The organism is Sphingomonas radiodurans, assembly GCF_020866845.1.
In the GTDB taxonomy this organism is placed as follows: Bacteria; Pseudomonadota; Alphaproteobacteria; order Sphingomonadales; family Sphingomonadaceae; genus Sphingomonas; species Sphingomonas radiodurans.
This window is the reverse complement of record NZ_CP086594.1, coordinates 3,508,320-3,528,711: the sequence shown is the minus strand read 5'-3', so window position 1 is coordinate 3,528,711 and position 20,392 is coordinate 3,508,320. Positions and strand designations below refer to the sequence as shown.

The following is a 20,392-nucleotide window of genomic DNA, read 5'->3' as shown; positions in this document are numbered from 1 at the left end:
AGATCGGCTTACTCATAGCGCAACACCTGGACAGGATCGGTGCTGGCAGCCTTGTACGCCGGATAAACCGTCGCGAGCAGCGTCATCAGCGCGGTGATCAGGACGATCGCCACGATCTCGACCGGATCGGGCTGCGACGGCAGTTCGGTGAGGTAGCGGATCGAGGGATCCCAGAGGTTCTGCCCAGTGACGAACTGGACGAAGTTCACCACCGCCTGCCGATAGAAAAGGAACACGGCGCCGAGCAGCAGCCCGGCAAGGATGCCGAGCAGCCCGATCGCGACCCCCACCGACATGAAGATGCGCATCATCGCGCCGCGCGTCGCGCCCATCGTGCGCAGGATCGCGATGTCACGGGTTTTGGCGCGGACCAGCATGATCAGCGACGAGGCGATGTTGAACGCGGCGACCAGGATGATGATGCACAGCACGACGAACATCGCGACGCGCTCGACCGCCAGCGCCTCAAACAATTGTGCGTTCATCTGCCGCCAATCGCTGATGACCGCGACGCGCCCGACCTTTTCAGCCAGCGGCGCGAGGATCTCTCCGACGCGATCGGCATCTACCGTGTCGAGCTCGATCATTCCGACCGAATCGCCGAGCAGGAGCAGCGTTTGCGCATCCTCCATCGGCATGATCACATAGGCCTTGTCGTAATCGTACACGCCGATCTCGAACACCGCGGCGACGGTGTAATTGACGTAGCGCGGCACGGTGCCGAACGGGGTGGACTGGCCCGCCGGATTGATCAGCGTGATCTCCGACCCGACCGTGGCGCCGAGCGATTCCGCGAGCCGCGAGCCGAGCGCGACGCGGTTCGAGCCGGGCGTCAACATTGCGACGGTGCCAGTGATGACATTGCGCCCGATTGCCGAATTGCTGCGGATGTCCTGCACCCGCATGCCGCGGACGAGGACGGCTTCGACGCGGCCGTTGTAGGTCGACATTAGCGGCTGTTCGACCAGCGGCACCGCGCTGGTGACGCCGGGGGTCGCGCGCGCCTCGCGCACCACATCGCGCCAGTCGGTGAGGCGGCCACCCATTCCCTGCACCACGGCATGGCCGTTGAGCCCGACGATCTTGTCGAACAGCTCGGCGCGAAAGCCATTCATGACGCTCATCACGATGACGAGCGCGGCAACGCCGAGCATGACTGCGCCGAGGCTGAAGCCGGCGACAAGGACGATGAAGCGCTCGCCCTGGCCGGGGAGAAGATAGCGCCGCGCGATCATTCGTTCGTAACGCGACAGGATCATGCGGCTGGCTCTACCGGCGGGTCGGGGGGCTGGCAATTGCTCTGTTGCGGAATCGTCACAGCGCCCGCGCAATCGTTTATCTTAGGTTCATTTTCGTGGACGACCGCCCGCTTCCTACCTAGCAGATGATCTTACTGGCACACAGGCAGCAACGGCCGTGGTTCGGGGAAACAGCCGATCAGTCCCGCCCTTCACCGGGCGTGTGGACGAGAGGCAACAAGGGGGCTGACGAGTGATCGTCACGCAGGCGCTCGGGTCGGAAACGATCCGGGCGTTTGCGTTTGGCCGAAGGCGCGATCAGCGACGCGGGTGCGCAAGGCGCAGTGGCCAAACCGGCCGGCGGGTCGGCCGATGCCGAACCCGCCCGACGGCGGCTTTGCTGCCAGCGCTGCGTTGCTACTGCACGGCCCTTCGCGTCAGAAGCTCGTCGACAGCGTCACGCCGTACGTCCGCGGGTCGCCCGGCTGCCCGACGATCAGGCCAGTCGATCCGGACTGCGTGGCAAGCACTTCGTAGTAATTCTCGTCGAACGCGTTACGCAGCCAGGCGAAGACGTTGATGCCTTCGTCGGTCTTGAAGCCGGCGCGGAAGTTCGAAAGCGAGTAGCCGCTGACATTCGTGTACGCCGATGGCGACGGATTGGCCGAGAAGCGCGAGCGGTAGCTGCCGTCATAGCCGATGTAGACCTGCCCTTCCCGCCCGGCGATCACCGTCGGAATGCCGTATTCGGCGCCATAACTGAACGCCCATTTCGACACGCCGGGCAGCACCTGGCCCGAGATGTCGCACGATTCGGGGCTTAGCCCTGCGGTCCGGTTCGGACCGTTCGTCCCGGCCGGGCTCGGCCGTTGCGTGCCGGTCACCGTCGTGCCGCCTGCCAATTCGGGTGGGCATGGCGCGTCGGTGAAGCGGACGTATTTGGCGTCGGTGTACGCGCCGTTGACGTAGATGTTCAGGCCCGACGTGGGGCGGAACGCGCTGTCGACCTCGACGCCGCGGGTGCGGACCTTGCCAGCGTTGGCTAGATAACCGCGCAGCACGCCGACCTGTTGGTTGTTCACCGTCGCCTGGTAATCGTCGATCTCGGTCCAGAAGGCGGCGATGTTGACGGTCGCCTTGCGATCCCAGAATTGCGTCTTCAGGCCGAGCTCGAAGTGGTTGACCGTTTCGGGGTCGATCGTCTGGACCTGCAGGATCGGGTTGTTCGCGGCGTCGAGCGGCAGGCCGGAAAGGTTGATGCCGCCAGATTTGTAGCTGCGCGCATAGGTCGCGTAATAATGCACGTCGGGGGTAAAATCGTACGACACAGTGATGTCGCCCGAGACGTTCCAATTGTCAAACTGCGGCTGATAGCTTTGCGGGGCAAGCACGCCGCGCTGGTCGTTGTTAAGCGTCATGCTGCCGGCCCCGGTCGTAACGGTGGCGACATAATCGCCTTCCTTCTTGTCGTAGTTGACGCGAAGGCCGGGCGCGATTTCGAGGTTCTCGGCCGCTCGCCACGTCAGCTTTCCGAACAGCGCAGCGGACGTATTCTTGAAACCGATCGTATTGCGCGACGTAAGCCCGTTGAGCACCGCCGGGCTGCAAGCCGCAGTGGTCGCAGTTGCGCAGCCATTGGCGCCGAACGGCGAGTTACCGGGATTGAGCAGGAAGCGGCTCGCGGCTGGGCCTTGCATCTGCAGCCCTTGCGTATCGATCGTCTGATAGAAGTAAAACGCACCCAACGTGTAATCGATTGGCCCCTTGGTGTCGGACGCGAAGCGTAGTTCCTGACTGAACTGGCTCTGCTGCGATGGATTGGCAGAGACTGTGGTGATCGGAAGACCAATGAAGTCGCGGTCGTTCGATGGCGTCCAGTGCCAGAAGCGCCAGGCGGTAACCGACGTGAGCGTACCCGCCCCAAGATTCCAGTTGGCGAGCGCCGACGCGCCGCCGAGTTCCTGCAGCGCCTGAAGATCCGAATCGACATCGGTCACGCGGTCGAAAGCGTTGGTAGATGGCACCGTGTAGCCGAACGCAGCGGCGAGCGCGGCATATTGGCGGTTGGTCGCGCGCTGAGTCGCGCCGGTGCGGACGTAATATTGCACGCAGCAGTTCGGATCCTGCCGCGCGTAATCGGCGTAAAGCGTCACATCGAGGTTGGGCGACGCCTGGAACAGCATCTGCCCGCGCAGACCGATATTGTCCTGACTGTTTTGCCATTCCTGCTGACGCGTGTTCCAGATCGTTCCGCGCCGCGTGGTGATCGAGCCCGATACGCGCGCGGCGACCACGTCATCCACCAGCCCACCAGAGAGCGAGAACTTACCCTGGAAGAAATCGTAGTTGCCGCCGGTCAGCTCGGCCCGCGCTTCCGTATCGAAGCTGGGCTTGCGCGTGCTGATGTTGATCGCGCCGGCGGTGGTGTTCTTGCCGTAGAGCGTGCCCTGCGGGCCGCGCAGGATCTCGATCCGTTCGGTATCGGTGAAGTCGAACGTCGCCGAGGCGATGCGGCTGTAATAGACCTGGTCGACATAGATGCCGACGCCCTGCTCGATGCCGTCGTTGGTGAGGCCGAACGGTGCGCCGAGGCCGCGAATGTTCGCGGCGGAGTTGCGCGGGTTGGTCGAATAGAATTGCAGCGTCGGCTGAAGCTGGGTCAGCCGGCTGACGTTGTACGCGCCGGTTTCCGCCAGCGCCGTGCCACCGATCACCGACATCGCGATTGGCACGCTTTGAACCGTTTCGGCGCGGCGGCGCGCGGTAACGACAATATCCCCGCCGCCCTGCTGCGCGGTACCGAGGCGGCCGGCATCTTCCGGCGGCTCGGCTAGCGTTTCTGACGGCGCCGTTGGTGGCTCGTCGGCGGACTGCGCCGGTGCCGCAGCCTGCGTGGCGAGAAGCAAAGCGAGCGTCATCGACATCATAATTCCCCCAAAAATCCTTGGGTCAATCGTCGATCAACAAAGTAGGAATTGCAATACCCGACGCAATTAGGGGATGTTCTCGACGACCTCTTGAAAACTGTGTTGACCGCCCCAGATTTTGTTCGTGCGGCGCCGCTCTCGGGCCGCACGAACAGTGGCGTGGCGATTCGCGCGTCGCTGGTTCAACTCGCTCATAGGAGGACTTGAAAATGCGTCTGGATCTTACCCCCTATCGCCGCTCGACCATCGGTTTTGATCGTCTGTTCGACCTGATCGAAGCGAATGCGCGCTCGGCGACCGAAAATTACCCGCCCTTCAATCTCGAGCGTCTCGCCGAGGATCGCTATCGCATCACGCTCGCGGTGGCCGGTTTCGCCCGCGACGAGATTGAGATCACGGCACAGCAGAATCTGCTGCTCGTCGCCGGCAAGAAGGACGACAAGGCGACCGGCCCGAATTTCCTACATGTCGGCATCGCCACGCGCAGCTTCGAGCGTCGCTTCGAGCTCGCTGACTTCGTCTTCGTCGAGGACGCACGGCTGAACGACGGGCTGCTGATCGTCGATCTGGTGCGTGAAGTGCCCGAGGCGATGAAGCCCAAGAACATCTCGATCAAGACCGGGCAGCGGCCGACGGTGGTCGAGGACAAGAGCGGCGAGGATACGGCGCAAGCCGCATAACAACCCGCCACTTACGAGCGTTCGGCGCCTCTTTGCTCCCTTTTCGAGGCGCCGTGGGGCGTCCGGGCCGCATGGCTCGGGCGCCTTAGTCTTTTCCGCTCCATCGATCCCCAAGCGCCAACGCCAGCGTTGCTACGTGCATCGCCTGAACGATGCCGCCGCTGCGGGCGAGCGTGATCGCTTCGGGGATCGGCAACAGGACAAGCCGGAGCCGTTCGGTCGGCTCGTCATGCGGGTCGGCGAGCTTTTCGACACCCGTCGCTAGGATCGCGTGGCAGCGGTTCGACTGGTTGGCGGGGTTCGGTGCCAGCGTGGCGATCAGGCTCCAATCGCCGCCGCCATATCCGGTCTCCTCCAGTAGTTCACGTTTCGCTGCAGAGAGTATGTCCGCGTCATCAGGGTCGATCGCGCCGGTCGGGAGCTCGCGCGAAACGATGCCCCAGCCGTGGCGATATTGATCGACCAGCAGCATGCGATCCGCGGCATCGATTGCGACGACGATCACCCAATCGGGGTGCTCGGTGACGAAGAACGGCGCGATCCGAACACCGTCCGCCGTGACGCAATCGTCCGCGCGCACGCGCAGCCAGCGATCGTCGATCGCGTAGCGCGACGCCTCGACCCGCCACGGCGGCAGGTCGGGATCGTCAGACAAGCCGGCTCTGCTTCACGGCGGCGCCGATGAAGCTCGCGAACAAGGGGTGCGGATCGAACGGCTTCGACTTCAGTTCGGGGTGGAACTGGACACCGACGAACCACGGGTGATCCGGGCGCTCGACGATCTCGGGCAAGGTGCCGTCGGGCGACATGCCGGAGAACACGAGACCGCCCTTCTCCAGCGCTTCCTTGTAGCCGGTGTTCACTTCGTAACGGTGACGATGCCGCTCGAAGATCGTGGTGTCGCCATAGATCGATCCGACGACACTGTTGCCGTCGAGCTTCGCCTCATAGGCACCGAGCCGCATCGTGCCGCCCAGGTCGCCCTCCGCCTCACGCTTCTCCAGCCCGTCGCGACCCATCCATTCGGTGATCAAACCGACCACCGGCTCTGATGTCGGACCGAACTCGGTCGACGAAGCGTCCTTGATCCCCGCAAGGTCGCGCGCGCCTTCTACGCAGGCCATCTGCATGCCGAAACAGATGCCGAAATACGGGATCTCGCGCTGGCGGGCGAAACGCACACTGGCGATCTTGCCTTCCGCACCGCGCTCGCCGAACGCGCCCGGGACGAGGATCGCATCGCACGGCTCGAGATGAGCGGCGATCTGTTCGTCATCAGCCTCGAACAGCTCGGCGTCGATCCAGCGGACGTTGACCTTCACCTTGTTGGCGATGCCGCCGTGCACCAGCGCCTCGTTGAGCGACTTGTACGCGTCCTGCAGCCCGACATATTTGCCGACGACGCCAACGGTCACTTCGCCCTCGGGGTTGGTCAGCCGATCGACGATCTCGACCCAGCGGGTCAGATCGGGCGGCGACGACGGCGTGATGCCGAACGCGCGCAGCACTTCGGTATCAAGCCCCTCGCCGTGATATTGCAGCGGCACGGCATAGATGCTCTTCGCGTCGAGCGCCGGGATGACCGCGCTCTCTGGAACGTTGCAGAACAACGCGATCTTGGCGCGATCCGACGCGGGCAGCGGGTGTTCGCAGCGGCAGACGAGCACGTCGGGCTGCACGCCGAGCGCAGCAAGCTCGCGCACCGAATGCTGCGTCGGCTTGGTTTTGAGCTCGCCCGCGGCGGCGATGTACGGCACCAGTGTGACGTGGATGCTGATCGCGTTGCCGCGGCCGACCTCGTTCTTGAGCTGGCGGATCGCCTCGATGAACGGCAGCGATTCGATATCGCCGACGGTGCCGCCGATCTCGCACAGCATGAAATCGAGATCGTCGGTCTGGTCCTTGGCGAACGTCTTGATCGCGTCGGTGACGTGCGGGATCACCTGAACCGTCGCGCCGAGATAGTCGCCACGCCGCTCGCGCTGGATGATCTGCTGATAGATCCGCCCCGACGTGACATTATCGCTCTGCCGCGCCGCGACGCCGGTGAAGCGCTCGTAATGGCCCAGATCGAGATCGGTCTCGGCGCCATCGTCGGTGACGTACACTTCGCCGTGTTGATACGGGCTCATCGTGCCCGGATCGACGTTCAGATATGGATCGAACTTGCGGATCCGGACGCGATAGCCGCGCGCCTGCAGGAGCGCCGCGAGGCTCGCTGCCATGAGACCCTTGCCAAGCGAGGAGACCACGCCGCCGGTGATGAAAATGAACCGCGCCATGGGAATATCGGACTAGCCTCGAACGAGCATGGTGGACAAGCGCCCACGTGGACGCGGACGTTACTTAACCGGCGAACCGGGGGGATCAGCGGGCGAGCGGAACGCCGTTGTCGGCGGGGGCGATTACGTTAGCCGCAGCAGCAGCAGCCGCATCCTGCGCGCCCTCGAACGGCGCGCCTTCGGCTTGCGGTGCGGGCGCCGGCGGTACGACGGGCGCCGAGCGCTCAAGCGAAGTATCGACGCTGGTGCCACCGCGAGTCGCCGCAAGAACCGCAAGAACGATCGATAGGACCACGAACAGCGTCGCCAACACCGAGGTCGCGCGGGTCAGAAAGTCGGCCGCGCCGCGCGCCGACATCAGGCCCGACGGGCTGCCGCCGCTGGTGAGCCCGCCACCTTCCGAGCGCTGCATCAGGATCACCGTCACGAGGGACGCGGCGATGATCGCCTGGACGACGAGAAGGAAGGTGAACATGGCAATCCCGAGCTGAAGCTGGCCGCGCGAGCGGATGCGGGCACATAGGCGCCGACCGTCATACGATCAACCGCTCGTCGATTTCGTAACACGTCTGAAACCAGCGGCGTCGGGGGACGTTCATTACGCGATCGGTCGGAAGACCCCGGCTGTCGAATTCGGATGACACATCGTGGCAAGTTTCGTGCAACCCGAACTCAGTTCCTGGATGAACACGCTCGTCGACTATGTTCGGTCGGGCGAACCTGACCTGACGAACCGCCAGATGGCGCTGCTGCTGGTCGTGTACCTCAAACCGGGGCCGCACACGGTGCGTGGCTTGGCGCGTATTCTCAACGTCTCGAAGCCGGTCGTCACTCGCGCCTTGAACAGGCTCGGCGCGCTCGGCTATCTGCGCCGCCAGCGCGACGACAGCGACAAGCGCAATATCTTTGTCGCGCGCACGACCGAAGGGGCAGGTTTTCTTGAGGAGTTCGGGCAGTTCATTGGTGACGGCGAAGAGCCGGAACCCCGCCGAGCCAGCGCGTAAGTCATTCGCGCTGACCGGACGGTCACGCGTGCTCGATCCGACACGCGACGCGGTCCGCGGTGATATTGCCGACGTTCGCCTCGCCGAACATGTGTTCGCTCCGCACTATGCAGCGCCGCTATTGCGCCGGGTGATCGCGGATACTTCGCTGCGAGCGACGCGCGCGGTTGATTCGGCGGAGCTTGTGAGCTTGGTCACGGGCGAGCCGTTTGAATTGCTCGATCTCACCGGCGAGACGGCATGGGGCGTCGCGCCCGGCAGCGGCCGTGTCGGCTATCTGGATGCTGCTGCGCTGGGACCAGCGACATGAGCACGCGCATCTTCATAGACGGCGCGGCAGGCACGACAGGTCTCGAAATCCGCGAGCGGCTCGCCGGGCGCGACGATCTTGTGCTCGTTACCCTGGCCGATGATCGGCGCAAGGACCCCGCCGCCCGGCAAGCCGCGCTGAACGAAGCTGACGTGGTGATCCTTTGCCTGCCCGACGCTGCGGCGATCGAGGCGGTGGCGCTGATCGACAATCCGCGCACCCGCGTGATCGATGCGTCGAGCGCACATCGCGTCGCCGATGGCTGGACCTATGGCTTTCCCGAGCTTGGCTTCGACGTCGCCGCGGCGTCCCGGGTATCGAACCCCGGCTGCTACCCGACCGGCTTCCTCGCGCTCGTCACGCCGCTCGTTCGCGCCGGCCTGTTGCCGGCCGACGCTGCGCTCGTCGTGCATGGCACATCGGGCTATTCGGGCGGCGGCAAGAGCATGATCGCTGAATTCGAGGCGGGCGACGGGTCCGCACACCGTGCGTATGCGCTTGAGCTTGCGCACAAGCATGTCCCGGAAATGACGCGCCATGCCGGGCTAACGACGGCGCCGATCTTCCTGCCGGCGGTGGCGAACACGCATCGCGGCATGGTGATCGAGGTGCCGCTGCACGCGGCACAACTGACCCGCGACACTAGCGCGAGCGATATTCGCGCCGTCCTCGCTGGCGCCTTCCCGGAGACGCCGCTGATCCGCGTGTCGCATGGCGACCCGTCGCTGATCCGGGTCGAGGATGATGCCGGCACCGATCGCATGACGCTCCACGTCTTCGCCGATCCGACGGCCGCGCAGTTCCGCCTGATCGCGACGCTCGACAATCTCGGCAAGGGCGCGGCAGGCGCGGCGGTGCAGAGCCTGAACCTGATGGCGGGCGCAGACCCGCTGACCGGGCTGACGATCTAACCCGAACGGGGGACGCGCGCGCCCTGCCCGCACTCTACGCTGACCTCTGCGAGGCGGGGAGCAATGCACATGGCAGATAATCCGGTGACGAAGGCGGTAAAGGTCGGGTTCGTGAAAATGGTTGAGAGCGCGTGCGACGGCGCCTCGGCGAAAATGACCGGCGCGACCAAGCTCACCGAGCAGGAAAAGCAGGGCGTGAAGGGGCTGCTCTGCGAATCGCTGACGTTCGTGGCAGGCATCGCGACGGAGCGAAGCGTCAGCGTCAGCGAGGTCGGCATGCACTTGCTGACCAACGGCGCGAACATGAGCAAGCTGACCAAGAGCCAGCAGCTTTATTGTTCAGCATTGAAGGCCGAGATGGCGGTAAACGCGGCCAAGCTCGGCATGATCGGCGCGGCGACCTATGCTGCGACGCTTGCGGGTCTCAAGGTTGGGGCGGTGTCCGGCGGGATTACCGGATCGGTCGTGGCGGGGCCGGCCGGTACGTTGCCCGGCGCAGGGATCGGCATGGTGGCGATGGGAGGCGGCGCGCTGGCGGTGGGCACGTACGAAATGTACGAGACGGTTACCACGATCACCAACCTGGCAATCGACCACAACCAGCAGTGCGGCCCACTCGTGTTCGACAAGATCGAACCGCAGCGCAATCCGCTGCCCGCGCCTGCGCTTCGCTGATCGGCCGCACCGCGCCGTATTCGGGTGGCAGGCGGCCCGCGCTTGGTCTAGGCGGGCGCCGCCAACACGCTTGCGGGAGCCATCATGAAGCGCACACCGGTCGGAAAGCTGCTGCTGTTCGGTGCGACGGGCGATCTGGCGCAGCGGATGCTGCTGCCGTCGCTCTACGGCCTCGACGCCGATCATTTGCTGCCCGAGACGCTGACGATCACCGGCACGGCGCGCTCCGAGCATGACGACGCGAGCTACCGCGCCTTCGCGCGCGAAGCGCTCGAGGAATATCTGCCGAAGGACCGCAAGGACGACGCCACGATCGAGAGTTTTCTCGCGCGGCTCCAGTATCAGGCGCTCGATGCGACCGACCTCGAGCAATACCATCTGCTGTCCGACAAAGTCGGCGACGTGGCGGGCGGGCTCGCGATCTTCCTCTCGACCGCGCCGTCGCTGTTCGAACAGGTGATCGGCGGGCTGGTGAAGGCGGGGCTGGCCGGCGACACCGTCCGGATCGGGCTCGAAAAGCCGCTCGGCTACGACCTCGCCTCCAGCCGCGAAATCAACGACACCGTCGCCAAGGCCTTTCCCGAGGAGCGGATTTTCCGCATCGATCACTATCTCGGCAAGGAGACGGTGCAGAACATCCTCGCGCTGCGCTTCGGCAATTCGTTCTTCGAGCCGGTGTGGAATGCGCAAGGGATCGACAACGTCCAGATCACGATCAGCGAGACAGTCGGGCTGGAGGATCGCGCGAGCTACTACGACGGCGCCGGGGCGCTGCGCGACATGGTGGCGAATCACATGCTGCAGCTCGTCGCGCTGATCGCAATGGAGCCGCCGGCGCGCTACGGCGTCACAGAAATCCGCGACGAAAAGGCCAAGGTGTTCCGCTCGCTGCGGCAGATGAAGCCCGAGGACGTTCGCCAGGGCAGCGTGATTGGTCAATACATGGGCGGCGCGATCAAGGGTGAGATCGTCAGGGGCTACGACGAGGAGCTCGGCAAGGATTCGAACACCGAGACGTTCGTCGCGATCAAGGCGCATATCGATAATTGGCGCTGGCAGGGCGTGCCTTTCTACCTGCGCACCGGCAAGCGCATGCCGACGCGGCGCAGCGAGATCGCGATCCAATTCAAGCCGGTGCCGCATTCGATGTTCCAGGGTCGCGGCGGGCTGCTGCAGCCCAACATGCTCGTCATCCGGCTGCAGCCCGAGGAATATATCCAACTGCTCGTGATGGCGAAGGAGCCCGGCCTCGATCGAGACGGCATCCGCCTGCGCGAAGTGCCGCTGAACCTGAGCCTCGACGCCGAATTTGCCGGCAAGCGGCGCCGCATCGCCTACGAGCGCTTGCTGCTCGACCTGATCGAGGGCGACCAGACCCTGTTCGTGCGCCGAGACGAGGTGGAGGCGCAATGGACGTGGATCGATGCGATCCGCGAGGGTTGGAAAGCAAACGATCTGAAGCCCAAACATTATACTGCGGGCACCTGGGGCCCAGCCGCCTCGATCGCGCTCACCGAGCGTGATGGCGTAAGCTGGCAGGACGACTGAACAGGTTGCCCTCGCCCCTTCAGGGGAGAGGGTGGCCGAGCGTAGCGAGGTCGGGAGAGGGGCAGTTTCGAGCGATTCCGTGCCGAGCTGCCCCTCTCCCCGACCCTCTCCCCTGAAGGGGAGAGGGAGAAAGGAAGTAGAATGAGCGACGAAATCGAGTGGTGGGAATATGACGACGCAGCCGAGATGGCAGCGGCGGTCGCGGGCGATGTGCAGTTCATTATCGAGAGCGCGATCGAGGCGCGCGGCGGTGCGGTGATCGCGCTGTCGGGCGGCAAGACGCCGATCCCGATCTACCAGAAGCTTGCCACCGCAAAGCTCGACTGGAAACGCGTTACGATCGTGCCGACCGACGAACGGATCGTGCCGCTGGGCGATCCGCTCAGCAATGTCACGATGATCGCCAAGGCATTCCTCCCCAAGGGCGCTCGCGTGATGCCGATCGTGCCGCAGGCGACGGCCGACTATAAGGCCGCGGGCCGCTCGGCCGATGCGTTGATGCAGGATCTGCACTGGCCTCTCGACCTGTGCCTGCTCGGCGTAGGTGCTGACGGGCATACCGCCTCGATCTTCCCGGGCCCTGATTACGACGAGGCGCTGAACGGTCCGCGCGAACGCCGCGCGGTCGGGGTGATGCCGGAGCCGCTCCCGGCCGAAGCGCCGGTGGCGCGCGTGACGCTGTCGCGTGCCGGGATCATCTCGGCGAAAGCGCTGATGATCGCGGTGACCGGGGCGGGCAAGCGCAAGGTAATCGAAGAGGCGATCTCCGAGGGCGCCGGATCGCCGTATCCGATCGGGCGGGTGTTGGCGGATGCGGAGCTGCCGGTGGACATTCACTGGGCGGAATGACCTGCTTGCTCCCCTCCCGCTTCGCGGGAGGGCCTGGGGGGAGGGCCTGTCCCAGAGGCAGAACCACGCGTAGAATAGACAAACCCTCCCCTACCCCCTCCCGCAAGCGGGAGGGGAATGAGAGATCGAATGCCGCACCTTAACCCCACCGTCTCCGCCGTCACCGATCGCATCATCGCGCGTTCGCGTGACGGCCGCGCGCGCTACCTCGACCTGCTCACGCGTGAGCGCGACCAGTGGATCGGTCGCTCGTCGCTAGGCTGCGCCAATCTCGCGCACGCTTATGCTGGCACCGAGGAAGATCGCGACGCGATGAAGGCCGGCCAGGGCATGAACATCGGCATCGTCACCGCCTACAACGACATGTTGTCGGCACACGCCGTCTATTATCGCTACCCCGAACAAATGAAGGTCTGGGCGCGCGAAATCGGCGCGACGGCGCAGGTCGCTGGCGGCGTGCCGGCGATGTGCGATGGTGTCACGCAGGGCTATGCCGGCATGGAGCTGTCGCTGTTCAGCCGCGATACCATCGCGCTTTCCACCGCCATCGCGCTCAGCCACGGCACGTTCGAGGGCGCGCTGCTGCTCGGCATTTGCGACAAAATCGTGCCCGGTTTGCTGATGGGCGCGCTGCGCTTCGGCCATCTGCCGATGCTGATGGTGCCAGGCGGGCCGATGCCGACGGGCATTTCGAACAAGGCCAAGGCCACCGTCCGCGAGCGCTATGCAACAGGCGAGGCCGAACGCGAGGAGCTGCTCGACAGCGAAATCGCAGCGTATCACACGCAGGGCACCTGCACCTTCTTTGGCACCGCCAACACCAACCAGATGATGATGGAAGTGATGGGGCTGCACATCCCCAATGCCGCCTTCGTCAATCCCGGCACGAAGCTGCGCCAAGCCCTCACGCGTGCTGCGGTGCATCGCGTTGCGCAGCTCGGCTGGCGCGGCGAGAATTATCGCCCGATCGGCCATTGCGTTGACGAGCGCGCGATCGTGAACGCCGCGGTCGGTCTGCTTGCTACGGGCGGGTCGACCAACCATCTGCTGCACTTGCCGGCAATCGCGCGCGCCGCCGGAATCGTAATCGATTGGGAGGATCTCGATCGCCTATCGCGCGCCGTGCCGCTGATCGCGCGAGTCTATCCCAATGGCGCAGCCGATGTGAACGGCTTCGAGGCTGCGGGCGGCATGGCTTTCGTAATCCGCGAACTAATCGCCAGCGGCCACCTCCACAGCGATATCCTCACCGCCGGCAGCGAGACGCTGGCCACATCTGCGAGCAAGCCAGTGCTCGACGGTGATGCGCTCGCGTGGCGCGATCCGGGGCCGAGTGGCGACGACACGATCCTGCGCACGCCGGCCGATCCCTTCTCCGCCGACGGCGGCATGCGCATCTTGGCGGGTAATATCGGCCGCGCGTGCATCAAGATTTCCGCCGTCGATCCGAGTCACTGGATGGTCGAGGCACCCGCCGCGGTCTTTGAGGACCAAGCCGGCGTGCTCGCTGCCTTCCAACGCGGCGACCTCGATCGCGATGTCGTCGTCGTCGTGCGCTTCCAGGGGCCGCGCGCCAATGGCATGCCCGAATTGCACAAGCTGACTCCGCCGCTCGGCGTGCTGCAGAACAAGGGCTATCGCGTCGCGCTGGTCACCGACGGGCGGATGTCGGGGGCGTCGGGCAAGGTGCCGGCGGCGATCCACGTCTCGCCCGAGGCACTGCCGGGACTGAACGGCGTCGGCGGCGCGATCGGCCTGATCCGCGACGGTGACCTGATCCGCGTCGATGCGATCGCGGGTACGCTCGAGGCGCTGGTCGATCCGGCGGAGTGGGCGGCGCGAGTCCCCGCCCCTGCCCCGCCCGCCGCCGACGGGTTCGGGCGCGAATTGTTCGGCATGTTCCGCGGGCTCTCCGACGAAGCGGAGAAGGGTGCATCGGCGGTGTTAGCGGGCGCCGGCCTGTAGGATCAAAAAGCCCTCTCCCCTTCAGGGGAGAGGGTTGGGAGAGGGGCAGTACGAGAGCGTGGCACCCTGCCCCTCTCCCCTGCCCTCTCCCCTGAAGGGGAGAGGGAGTTTAGTTGGTGGAAGTAGTTTCAGTCGATATCGGCGGCACACACGCACGCTTCGCCATTGCCGAAGTCAAGGCCGGCCGCGTTGTCTCCCTTGGCGAGCCGGTCACGCTCAAGACCGCCGAACACGCCAGCTTGCAGACCGCATGGCAGGCGTTCGAGAAGAAGCTTGATCGCCCGGTGCCGACGAGCGCCGCAATCGCGGTCGCCTCGCCGATCACCGGCGATGTCATCCGCTTGACCAACAACCCCTGGGTGATCCGGCCCTCGCTCATCCCCGAGCGCCTCGGCGCGGACACCTGGACGATCATCAACGATTTCGGCGCGATCGGCCATGCAGTGGCGCAGCTGCCACCCGAAGATTTCGATCACCTGTGCGGACCCGAGATTCCGATCCCCGCAAAGGGCGTGACGACCGTCTGCGGCCCGGGCACTGGGCTCGGCGTGGCGCAGGTGTTCAAGACCAACGGCAGCTATCACGTGCTGCCCACCGAAGGCGGCCATGTCGATTACGCGCCGCTCGACGCGATCGAGGATGCTCTACTCAAGCGTTTGCGTCGCACCTTCACCCGCGTTTCCACCGAGCGGATCTGCGCCGGGCCGGGGATCGTCGCGATTTACGAGACGCTCGCCGAGATGGAGGGCCGCTCGGTCCCTAGCCGTGACGACAAGGCGATCTGGAGCGAAGCGCTGGATGGGACCGATTCGATCGCGCTCGCGGCGCTCGATCGCTTCTGCCTCGCGCTCGGCGCGGTCGCGGGCGATCTGGCGCTGGCGCATGGCGCAAACGGCGTCGTGATCGCCGGTGGGCTTGGACTACGGATCAAGGACAAGTTGATCCGCTCGGGTTTCGACCAGCGTTTTGTTGCCAAGGGGCGTTTCCAGTCGATGATGGCCGGAATCCCGGTCAAGCTCATCGCCCATCCGCAGCCGGGCCTGTTTGGCGCCGCGGCTGCCTTCGCGCAGGAGCATACGGCATGAACGACATCTGTGACATCATGCGGACGAGCGCGGTGATCCCTGTGCTCGTGATCGACAACGCCGCGACCGCGCGGCCATTGGCCGAGGCGCTCGTCGCCGGCGGACTGCGCGTGCTCGAAGTGACGCTGCGCACCCCCGCCGCGCTCGATGCGATTCGCGAGATGAAGCAAGTGCCTGGCGCGATCGTCGGCGCCGGCACTGTCGTGTCGCTCAAACAGTTCGAACAGGTGAAAGAGGCCGGCGCCGAGTTCGTCGTTTCGCCCGGCCTCACCGAACGGCTCGCCGAGCCGATCATCGCCAGTGGTGTGCCTTATTTGCCCGGCATCGCGACTGCCGGCGACATCATGCGCGGGCTCGATCTGGGCCTCACGCACTTCAAGTTCTTTCCGGCGGAAACCTCGGGCGGGCTGAAGGCGCTCAAGGCGCTCGCCGCGCCGTTCTACCAGTGCCACTTCTGCCCGACGGGCGGGATCACCGAGGCAAGCGCCCCCGAGTGGCTCGGTTTCGATCCGGTGTTGTGCGTCGGCGGAAGCTGGGTGACGAGTGGAACATCTGCGGAGATCGAGGCGAAAGCGCGCGCGGCGGCAGGGTTGCGGAGATAAGACCCTACTCCGCCGCCTCGATCAGCTTCGCCAGGGGGCGAGCACTCTGCTCAATCACTGGCGGTGCCTCGATGCTCTTGCCCGCGGTATCGATCTTGAGCGTCTCGAATCGCCGCGCCTGCGTGAGCACCTGCGATTCAAGGCTGCCGACGAACTGGTTGTACGCCGTCATTGCCGTATCGAGGTTCTTGCCGAGCTTCGCGACATGCCCGCCCATCACCGCGAGCCGCGCATAAAGATCCTTGCCGAGCTGCGCGATCTCGCGCGCCTCTTTCTGCATCACTTCCTGCCGCCAAATCGCAGCAACCGTGCGCGCAATGGCGATCAGGTTCGTTGGGGTCGCGAGCAGGACGTTTCGCTCGAAAGCATAGTCCCACAAGGTCGGATCGTACTCGAGTGCCGCGGACAGGAAATGCTCCCCCGGCACGAACATCACGACATATTCGGGGGTGTCTTTGAACTGGTTTTGATACGCTTTCGTACCAAGTCCAGTTACATGTGCACGCATCGAAGCAGCGTGAGCGGTCAACCCGGCGGCTCGTTCGACTTCGTCGATCGAATTGAAGGCGTCCTGATAGGCATTGAGCGACACCTTTGCGTCAATGATCAGCGACTTGCCGCCGGGTATCTTGACGATCACATCGGGCCGGAACCGCGCGCCATTGGCATCGGTCACCGACACTTCAGTGGCGAAATCGGCGTGCTCCGATAGCCCGCAGCTTTCCAGCACATTGCGCAACTGCTGCTCGCCCCAGCGGCCGCGCGCCTTGGGCGCATTACGCAGCGCATTGACCAGCTTCGCCGCCTCGCTGCGGACCGATTCTTGGCCGACGCGCATCTGCTCCATCTGCCCGCGCAGCTCGCCGAATGCGTCGCGCCGCTCGGCCTCGATCTTGTGAACGCCTTCTTCATAGCGCTGCAGCCGATCGCTGACCGGCTGAAGCATCGCGCGCAGGTTCTGCCCTGCCGTTTCTTCCGATTCGCGGAAACGCTCATTGGCCCGCTGGAGGAAGCGATCCTGTGCATCGGCGAGCAGTTTCTGCCCGACCTCGCCGAATTGCGCGGTTAGCGCTTCCTTCGCCTCTCGCAGCTCGGTCAGCCGTGCGTCGAAGCCGCGCGCTTCTGCCTCGAGCCGCGCAATAACAGCGCGACTGGCGTCGCGATCGTTGCGGATCGTCGCCAGTTCGGTGCGCAACGCGTCCGCCGCCTTGGCGCGCTCCTCGGCGCCGGCGAGATCGACGATCGCCTTCTTGAATTCATCGGTGCGCGCGTCGCGCTCGGCGCGCAGCGTCGCGACGCCGCGGTTCGCAATCCACCAGCCTACAGCCAGGCCAATGAGCAACGCCACGATGACGAACAGAAGGACGATCGGATCCACGCTTCCCCCGGTGAAGAACGAAGCACGAACTTAGCCCCACCCTCCGGGCGAGGCAAGCAGTGTTCAGGCGGCGCTCTTGCGTGCCTTTGCCAGCTTCTTCAGCAGCATGTCGCGCTTCAGCCGCGTGATGTGATCGATGAAGAGCACGCCGTTCAGATGGTCGATCTCATGCTGCATGCACGTCGACAGGAGCCCGTCCATGTCCTCCTCGTGCCGCGCGCCGTCGACGTCCAGCCAAGTGACACGGCAGCGCATCGGGCGCTCGACATCGGCATATTGCTCGGGGATCGAGAGGCAGCCCTCGCTGTAGCGCGAGGTTTCCTCGGAGACCGACAGGATCTCGGGGTTGATGAACGCGCGCGGGTTGCGGACCGGCTCCGCCTTTTCATCGGCTTCCTCGCCCTCGTCCGCCCGCTCCTGGAGGTCGATCACCACGACGCGCTGCGCCACGCCGACCTGGATCGCGGCGAGCCCGATGCCGTGCGCGGCATACATCGTATCGGTCATGTCAGTGACGAGCTGACGCACCTGCGCGTCGATGGTTTCGACCGGCGCGCAGACGAGCCGGAGGCGGGGATCGGGAATTTCGACGATTGGAAGAACGGACATGGCCGCGAGATATTCGCGCAGGCCCGGCGAATCAAGCGACGGGTCGGCGCGCCCGCAACGCCTGCGCCAGCGTGCCCTCGTCGAGATAGTCGAGCTCGCCGCCGACTGGCAGCCCATGCGCTAGTTGGGTCAGGCGGATCGGGAAGCGTTCGAGCCGCTCGGCGATATAGTGCGCGGTCGTCTGCCCCTCGAGCGTGGCGTTCATCGCAAGCACCACTTCGTCCACCCCGCCCGCCTCGACGCGGCGCACGAGCTGGTCAATCGACAGATCTTCCGGTCGAACGCCTTCGAGCGCCGACAGCCGCCCGCCGAGAACGTGGAAGCGTCCGGGGAACAGTCGCGAACGATCAAGCGCCCACAAGTCAGCTACTTCCTCGACAACGCATAAGGCGCGGGCATCGCGGCGCTGATCGGCGCAAATGGCGCATGGATCGGTGGTGTCTACATTCCCACATGTCGAGCATGTCGCGAGCCGCGCCTCGACCGCCTGCAGTGCAGCGAGCAGCGGCACAAGCGCACCTTCACGCTTCTTGACCAAATGGAGCACTGCGCGTCGCGCCGATCGGGGCCCGAGGCCAGGCAAACGCGCCAGCGCGCCCGTCAGCGCCTCGATTTCCTGCGATGCCATCGGGAGAACAGATAGGGGGTTGCGCGGACCGGCGCCAGCGCGTTGAAGCGCGCGCCATGCGGATCGTTTTCATGGGAACACCCGAGTTCGCGGTGCCGGCGCTCGACGCGCTGATCGAAGCGGGGCACGACATCCTTGCGGCGTACAGCCAGCCGCCGCGCCCCGGCGGGCGGCGTGGGCGCGCGCTCGTGCCGTCGCCGGTGCAACAACGGGCAGAGGCGCTCGGGATTGCGGTACGTACGCCGGTTTCGTTGAAGCGGGCGGACGAGCAAGCGGCGTTTGCCGGGCTCGATGCCGATGTGGCGGTGGTGGCGGCGTATGGCCTGATCCTGCCGCGCGCGATCCTCGATGCGCCGCGTCAAGGCTGCCTCAACATTCACGGCTCGCTGTTGCCGCGATGGCGAGGTGCGGCGCCGATCCAGCGGGCGATCGAGGCCGGCGATGCCGAAACCGGGGTCGGGATCATGCAGATGGAGGCCGGGCTCGACACGGGCCCGGTGCGGCTCGAGGGTCGGACGCCGATCGCGGGAAAGACCGCGGGAGAACTCACAGCAGAGCTGGCGGCCTTGGGCGCGCGGCTGATGGTGACGGTGGTCAGCGATCTCGCGGCGTATCCCCCAGTGGCTCAGATCGAGCACGGCGTGACCTATGCGGCAAAGATCGCGAAGGAGGAGCTGAAGCTGGGTTTCGCGAAGGACGCTGCGGCGGTCGAACGGCAAGTGCGCGCGTTTCATCCGCCGGGTGCTTGGTTCGAGGCGAATGGCGAACGAGTTCGGGTGTTGGCAGCGGATGTGGTTGCGGCGACTGCCGAGGCGGGCGACGTGCTCGACGACCAACTCACAATCGTGTGTGGCACCGGCGCGATCCGACCTACTCTGGTGCAGCGTGCCGGGCGCGGTGTCATGACCGTCGACGAGCTGTTGCGAGGCTTCTCGATACCGCCCGGCACGCGGCTGTGACGCGATTTGCGCTGACGGTCGAATATGATGGTCGGCCGTTCATGGGCTGGCAGCGACAGGATCACGGCGCAACTGTCCAGCAGGCGATCGAGGACGCCGCCTTCGCCGTGACGGGCGAGCGCGTCGCGGTCCACGCGGCGGGGCGCACCGATGCGGGCGTCCACGGCGTCGCAATGCGCGCGCACCTCGATCTGGCGAAGGACATTGCGCCGTTCCGCCTAGGCGAGGCGCTCAACGCGCGGTTACGGCCGGCGCCGGTCGCGATCCTCGCGTGCGAGATCGTGCCGGACGACTGGCACGCGCGCTTCTCGTGCCTCGGGCGGTCGTACGAATATCGCATCGTCAATCGCCGTGCCCCGGCGACGTGGGAAAAGGGGCTGGTATGGCAAGTGCCGCAACCGCTCGGCGAGGATGCGATGCACGCGGCGGCGCAGTTGCTGGTGGGGCGGCATGACTTCACCACCTTTCGCTCCGCGCATTGCCAGGCGGCAAGTCCAATCAAATCGATCGATCGGCTCGATGTGTCACGCGATGGCGATCGGCTGACCGTGGTCGCGGCGGCGCGCTCGTTCCTCCACCATCAGGTGCGATCGATGGTGGGGTGTCTCGCGCTGGTTGGCATGGGGCGGTGGTCGACTGCGGATATGCGTGATGCGCTGGAGGCGGCAGATCGCACGCGGCTGGGGCTGAATGCGCCGCCGGACGGGCTCTACTTCATGAGTGCGACATACCCCGACTAACG

The 20,392-nt window shown here is 65.3% G+C and carries 20 protein-coding genes; 12 read left to right on the top strand and 8 right to left on the bottom strand.

All coding sequences use genetic code 11. The annotated features are described in order from the left end of the window. Nucleotides 1-8: 8 nt before the first annotated feature. Both LLW23_RS16730 and LLW23_RS16725 read right to left on the bottom strand, forming a co-directional pair. Nucleotides 9-1,259, bottom strand: a complete 1,251-nt coding sequence (locus LLW23_RS16730; RefSeq protein WP_228946632.1) for a lipoprotein-releasing ABC transporter permease subunit — start codon at nt 1,257-1,259, stop codon at nt 9-11. Nucleotides 1,260-1,675: 416 nt separating this feature from the next. After that, entirely contained in the window at nt 1,676-4,162 is a 2,487-nt protein-coding gene (locus tag LLW23_RS16725) for a TonB-dependent receptor (protein WP_228948619.1), read from the bottom strand. A gap of 212 nt (nt 4,163-4,374) precedes the next feature. Between LLW23_RS16725 and LLW23_RS16720 the strand changes: the two genes are divergently transcribed. After that, complete coding sequence (locus tag LLW23_RS16720; protein ID WP_228946631.1) at nt 4,375-4,845, top strand: Hsp20 family protein; 471 nt, start codon at nt 4,375-4,377, stop codon at nt 4,843-4,845. An 85-nt stretch (nt 4,846-4,930) separates the two neighbouring features. Here the strand turns inward: LLW23_RS16720 and LLW23_RS16715 are convergent, their stop codons facing one another. The 3 genes from LLW23_RS16715 to secG form a co-directional block, all read right to left on the bottom strand. Beyond that, the gene (locus tag LLW23_RS16715; protein WP_228946630.1) at nt 4,931-5,500 is read right to left on the bottom strand and encodes an NUDIX hydrolase; all 570 of its coding nucleotides are present in this window, start codon (nt 5,498-5,500) and stop codon (nt 4,931-4,933) included. After that, a complete protein-coding gene (locus LLW23_RS16710; RefSeq protein WP_228946629.1) occupies nt 5,493-7,127 on the bottom strand; it encodes a CTP synthase in 1,635 nt (544 codons plus the stop codon). The genes LLW23_RS16715 and LLW23_RS16710 overlap by 8 nt, the downstream gene beginning before the upstream one ends. 85 nt (nt 7,128-7,212) lie before the next feature. Further along, the gene (gene secG, locus LLW23_RS16705; protein WP_228946628.1) at nt 7,213-7,602 is read right to left on the bottom strand and encodes a preprotein translocase subunit SecG; all 390 of its coding nucleotides are present in this window, start codon (nt 7,600-7,602) and stop codon (nt 7,213-7,215) included. A 208-nt stretch (nt 7,603-7,810) separates the two neighbouring features. On the opposite strand from secG, the gene LLW23_RS16700 reads away from it, so the two are divergent. The 9 genes from LLW23_RS16700 (at nt 7,811) to eda (ending at nt 16,076) form a co-directional block, all read left to right on the top strand. After that, nucleotides 7,811-8,131, top strand: a complete 321-nt coding sequence (locus LLW23_RS16700) for a MarR family transcriptional regulator (RefSeq protein ID WP_228946626.1) — start codon at nt 7,811-7,813, stop codon at nt 8,129-8,131. After that, nucleotides 8,091-8,441, top strand: a complete 351-nt coding sequence (locus LLW23_RS16695) for an SH3 domain-containing protein (RefSeq protein ID WP_228946624.1) — start codon at nt 8,091-8,093, stop codon at nt 8,439-8,441. The genes LLW23_RS16700 and LLW23_RS16695 overlap by 41 nt, the downstream gene beginning before the upstream one ends. Next, nucleotides 8,438-9,352 (top strand): N-acetyl-gamma-glutamyl-phosphate reductase, encoded by a 915-nt coding sequence (gene argC / locus LLW23_RS16690; RefSeq protein WP_228946623.1) that lies wholly within the window; start codon nt 8,438-8,440, stop codon nt 9,350-9,352. Before LLW23_RS16695 ends, argC begins: the two co-directional genes overlap by 4 nt. 69 nt (nt 9,353-9,421) lie before the next feature. Then, nucleotides 9,422-10,027 carry a hypothetical protein gene (locus tag LLW23_RS16685; protein ID WP_228946622.1) on the top strand — a complete coding sequence of 202 codons (606 nt, stop codon included), beginning with the start codon at nt 9,422-9,424 and terminating at the stop codon, nt 10,025-10,027. A gap of 84 nt (nt 10,028-10,111) precedes the next feature. Further along, nucleotides 10,112-11,575, top strand: coding sequence for a glucose-6-phosphate dehydrogenase (zwf, locus tag LLW23_RS16680; protein WP_228946620.1), 1,464 nt, complete (start codon nt 10,112-10,114; stop codon nt 11,573-11,575). A gap of 141 nt (nt 11,576-11,716) precedes the next feature. Then, entirely contained in the window at nt 11,717-12,424 is a 708-nt protein-coding gene (gene pgl, locus LLW23_RS16675; protein ID WP_228946618.1) for a 6-phosphogluconolactonase, read from the top strand. A 129-nt stretch (nt 12,425-12,553) separates the two neighbouring features. Continuing rightward, nucleotides 12,554-14,389, top strand: coding sequence for a phosphogluconate dehydratase (edd, locus tag LLW23_RS16670; RefSeq protein WP_228946617.1), 1,836 nt, complete (start codon nt 12,554-12,556; stop codon nt 14,387-14,389). A gap of 116 nt (nt 14,390-14,505) precedes the next feature. Further along, nucleotides 14,506-15,474, top strand: a complete 969-nt coding sequence (gene glk, locus LLW23_RS16665) for a glucokinase (protein WP_228946616.1) — start codon at nt 14,506-14,508, stop codon at nt 15,472-15,474. Then, nucleotides 15,471-16,076 (top strand): bifunctional 4-hydroxy-2-oxoglutarate aldolase/2-dehydro-3-deoxy-phosphogluconate aldolase, encoded by a 606-nt coding sequence (gene eda, locus LLW23_RS16660; protein ID WP_228946614.1) that lies wholly within the window; start codon nt 15,471-15,473, stop codon nt 16,074-16,076. The genes glk and eda overlap by 4 nt, the downstream gene beginning before the upstream one ends. Nucleotides 16,077-16,080: 4 nt before the next feature. On the opposite strand, the gene rmuC is transcribed toward eda, so the two are convergent. From rmuC to recR, 3 genes are all read right to left on the bottom strand, one after another. After that, a complete protein-coding gene (gene rmuC, locus LLW23_RS16655) occupies nt 16,081-17,454 on the bottom strand; it encodes a DNA recombination protein RmuC (protein WP_228946613.1) in 1,374 nt (457 codons plus the stop codon). A gap of 63 nt (nt 17,455-17,517) precedes the next feature. Further along, nucleotides 17,518-18,063 carry a peptide deformylase gene (gene def, locus LLW23_RS16650; protein ID WP_228946611.1) on the bottom strand — a complete coding sequence of 182 codons (546 nt, stop codon included), beginning with the start codon at nt 18,061-18,063 and terminating at the stop codon, nt 17,518-17,520. Nucleotides 18,064-18,094: 31 nt separating this feature from the next. After that, nucleotides 18,095-18,691 (bottom strand): recombination mediator RecR, encoded by a 597-nt coding sequence (recR, locus tag LLW23_RS16645; protein WP_228946610.1) that lies wholly within the window; start codon nt 18,689-18,691, stop codon nt 18,095-18,097. A 56-nt stretch (nt 18,692-18,747) separates the two neighbouring features. On the opposite strand from recR, the gene fmt reads away from it, so the two are divergent. Continuing rightward, complete coding sequence (gene fmt, locus LLW23_RS16640; protein ID WP_228946609.1) at nt 18,748-19,650, top strand: methionyl-tRNA formyltransferase; 903 nt, start codon at nt 18,748-18,750, stop codon at nt 19,648-19,650. Continuing rightward, on the top strand, nt 19,647-20,390 hold the full coding sequence (gene truA, locus LLW23_RS16635) for a tRNA pseudouridine(38-40) synthase TruA (RefSeq protein ID WP_228946608.1): 744 nt from the start codon (nt 19,647-19,649) through the stop codon (nt 20,388-20,390). The genes fmt and truA overlap by 4 nt, the downstream gene beginning before the upstream one ends. The last annotated feature ends 2 nt before the right edge of the window (nt 20,391-20,392 follow it).

Coding starts and splice junctions, on each gene's coding strand:
- def (WP_228946611.1), bottom strand. CDS start 18,063: ATGTCCGTTCTTCCAATCGTCGAAATTCCCGATCCCCGCCTCCGGCTC.
- LLW23_RS16720 (WP_228946631.1), top strand. CDS start 4,375: ATGCGTCTGGATCTTACCCCCTATCGCCGCTCGACCATCGGTTTTGAT.
- secG (WP_228946628.1), bottom strand. CDS start 7,602: ATGTTCACCTTCCTTCTCGTCGTCCAGGCGATCATCGCCGCGTCCCTC.
- fmt (WP_228946609.1), top strand. CDS start 18,748: ATGCGGATCGTTTTCATGGGAACACCCGAGTTCGCGGTGCCGGCGCTC.
- LLW23_RS16710 (WP_228946629.1), bottom strand. CDS start 7,127: ATGGCGCGGTTCATTTTCATCACCGGCGGCGTGGTCTCCTCGCTTGGC.
- eda (WP_228946614.1), top strand. CDS start 15,471: ATGAACGACATCTGTGACATCATGCGGACGAGCGCGGTGATCCCTGTG.
- pgl (WP_228946618.1), top strand. CDS start 11,717: ATGAGCGACGAAATCGAGTGGTGGGAATATGACGACGCAGCCGAGATG.
- zwf (WP_228946620.1), top strand. CDS start 10,112: ATGAAGCGCACACCGGTCGGAAAGCTGCTGCTGTTCGGTGCGACGGGC.
- LLW23_RS16730 (WP_228946632.1), bottom strand. CDS start 1,259: ATGATCCTGTCGCGTTACGAACGAATGATCGCGCGGCGCTATCTTCTC.
- LLW23_RS16685 (WP_228946622.1), top strand. CDS start 9,422: ATGGCAGATAATCCGGTGACGAAGGCGGTAAAGGTCGGGTTCGTGAAA.
- LLW23_RS16700 (WP_228946626.1), top strand. CDS start 7,811: ATGAACACGCTCGTCGACTATGTTCGGTCGGGCGAACCTGACCTGACG.
- LLW23_RS16725 (WP_228948619.1), bottom strand. CDS start 4,162: ATGTCGATGACGCTCGCTTTGCTTCTCGCCACGCAGGCTGCGGCACCG.
- argC (WP_228946623.1), top strand. CDS start 8,438: ATGAGCACGCGCATCTTCATAGACGGCGCGGCAGGCACGACAGGTCTC.
- recR (WP_228946610.1), bottom strand. CDS start 18,691: ATGGCATCGCAGGAAATCGAGGCGCTGACGGGCGCGCTGGCGCGTTTG.
- edd (WP_228946617.1), top strand. CDS start 12,554: ATGCCGCACCTTAACCCCACCGTCTCCGCCGTCACCGATCGCATCATC.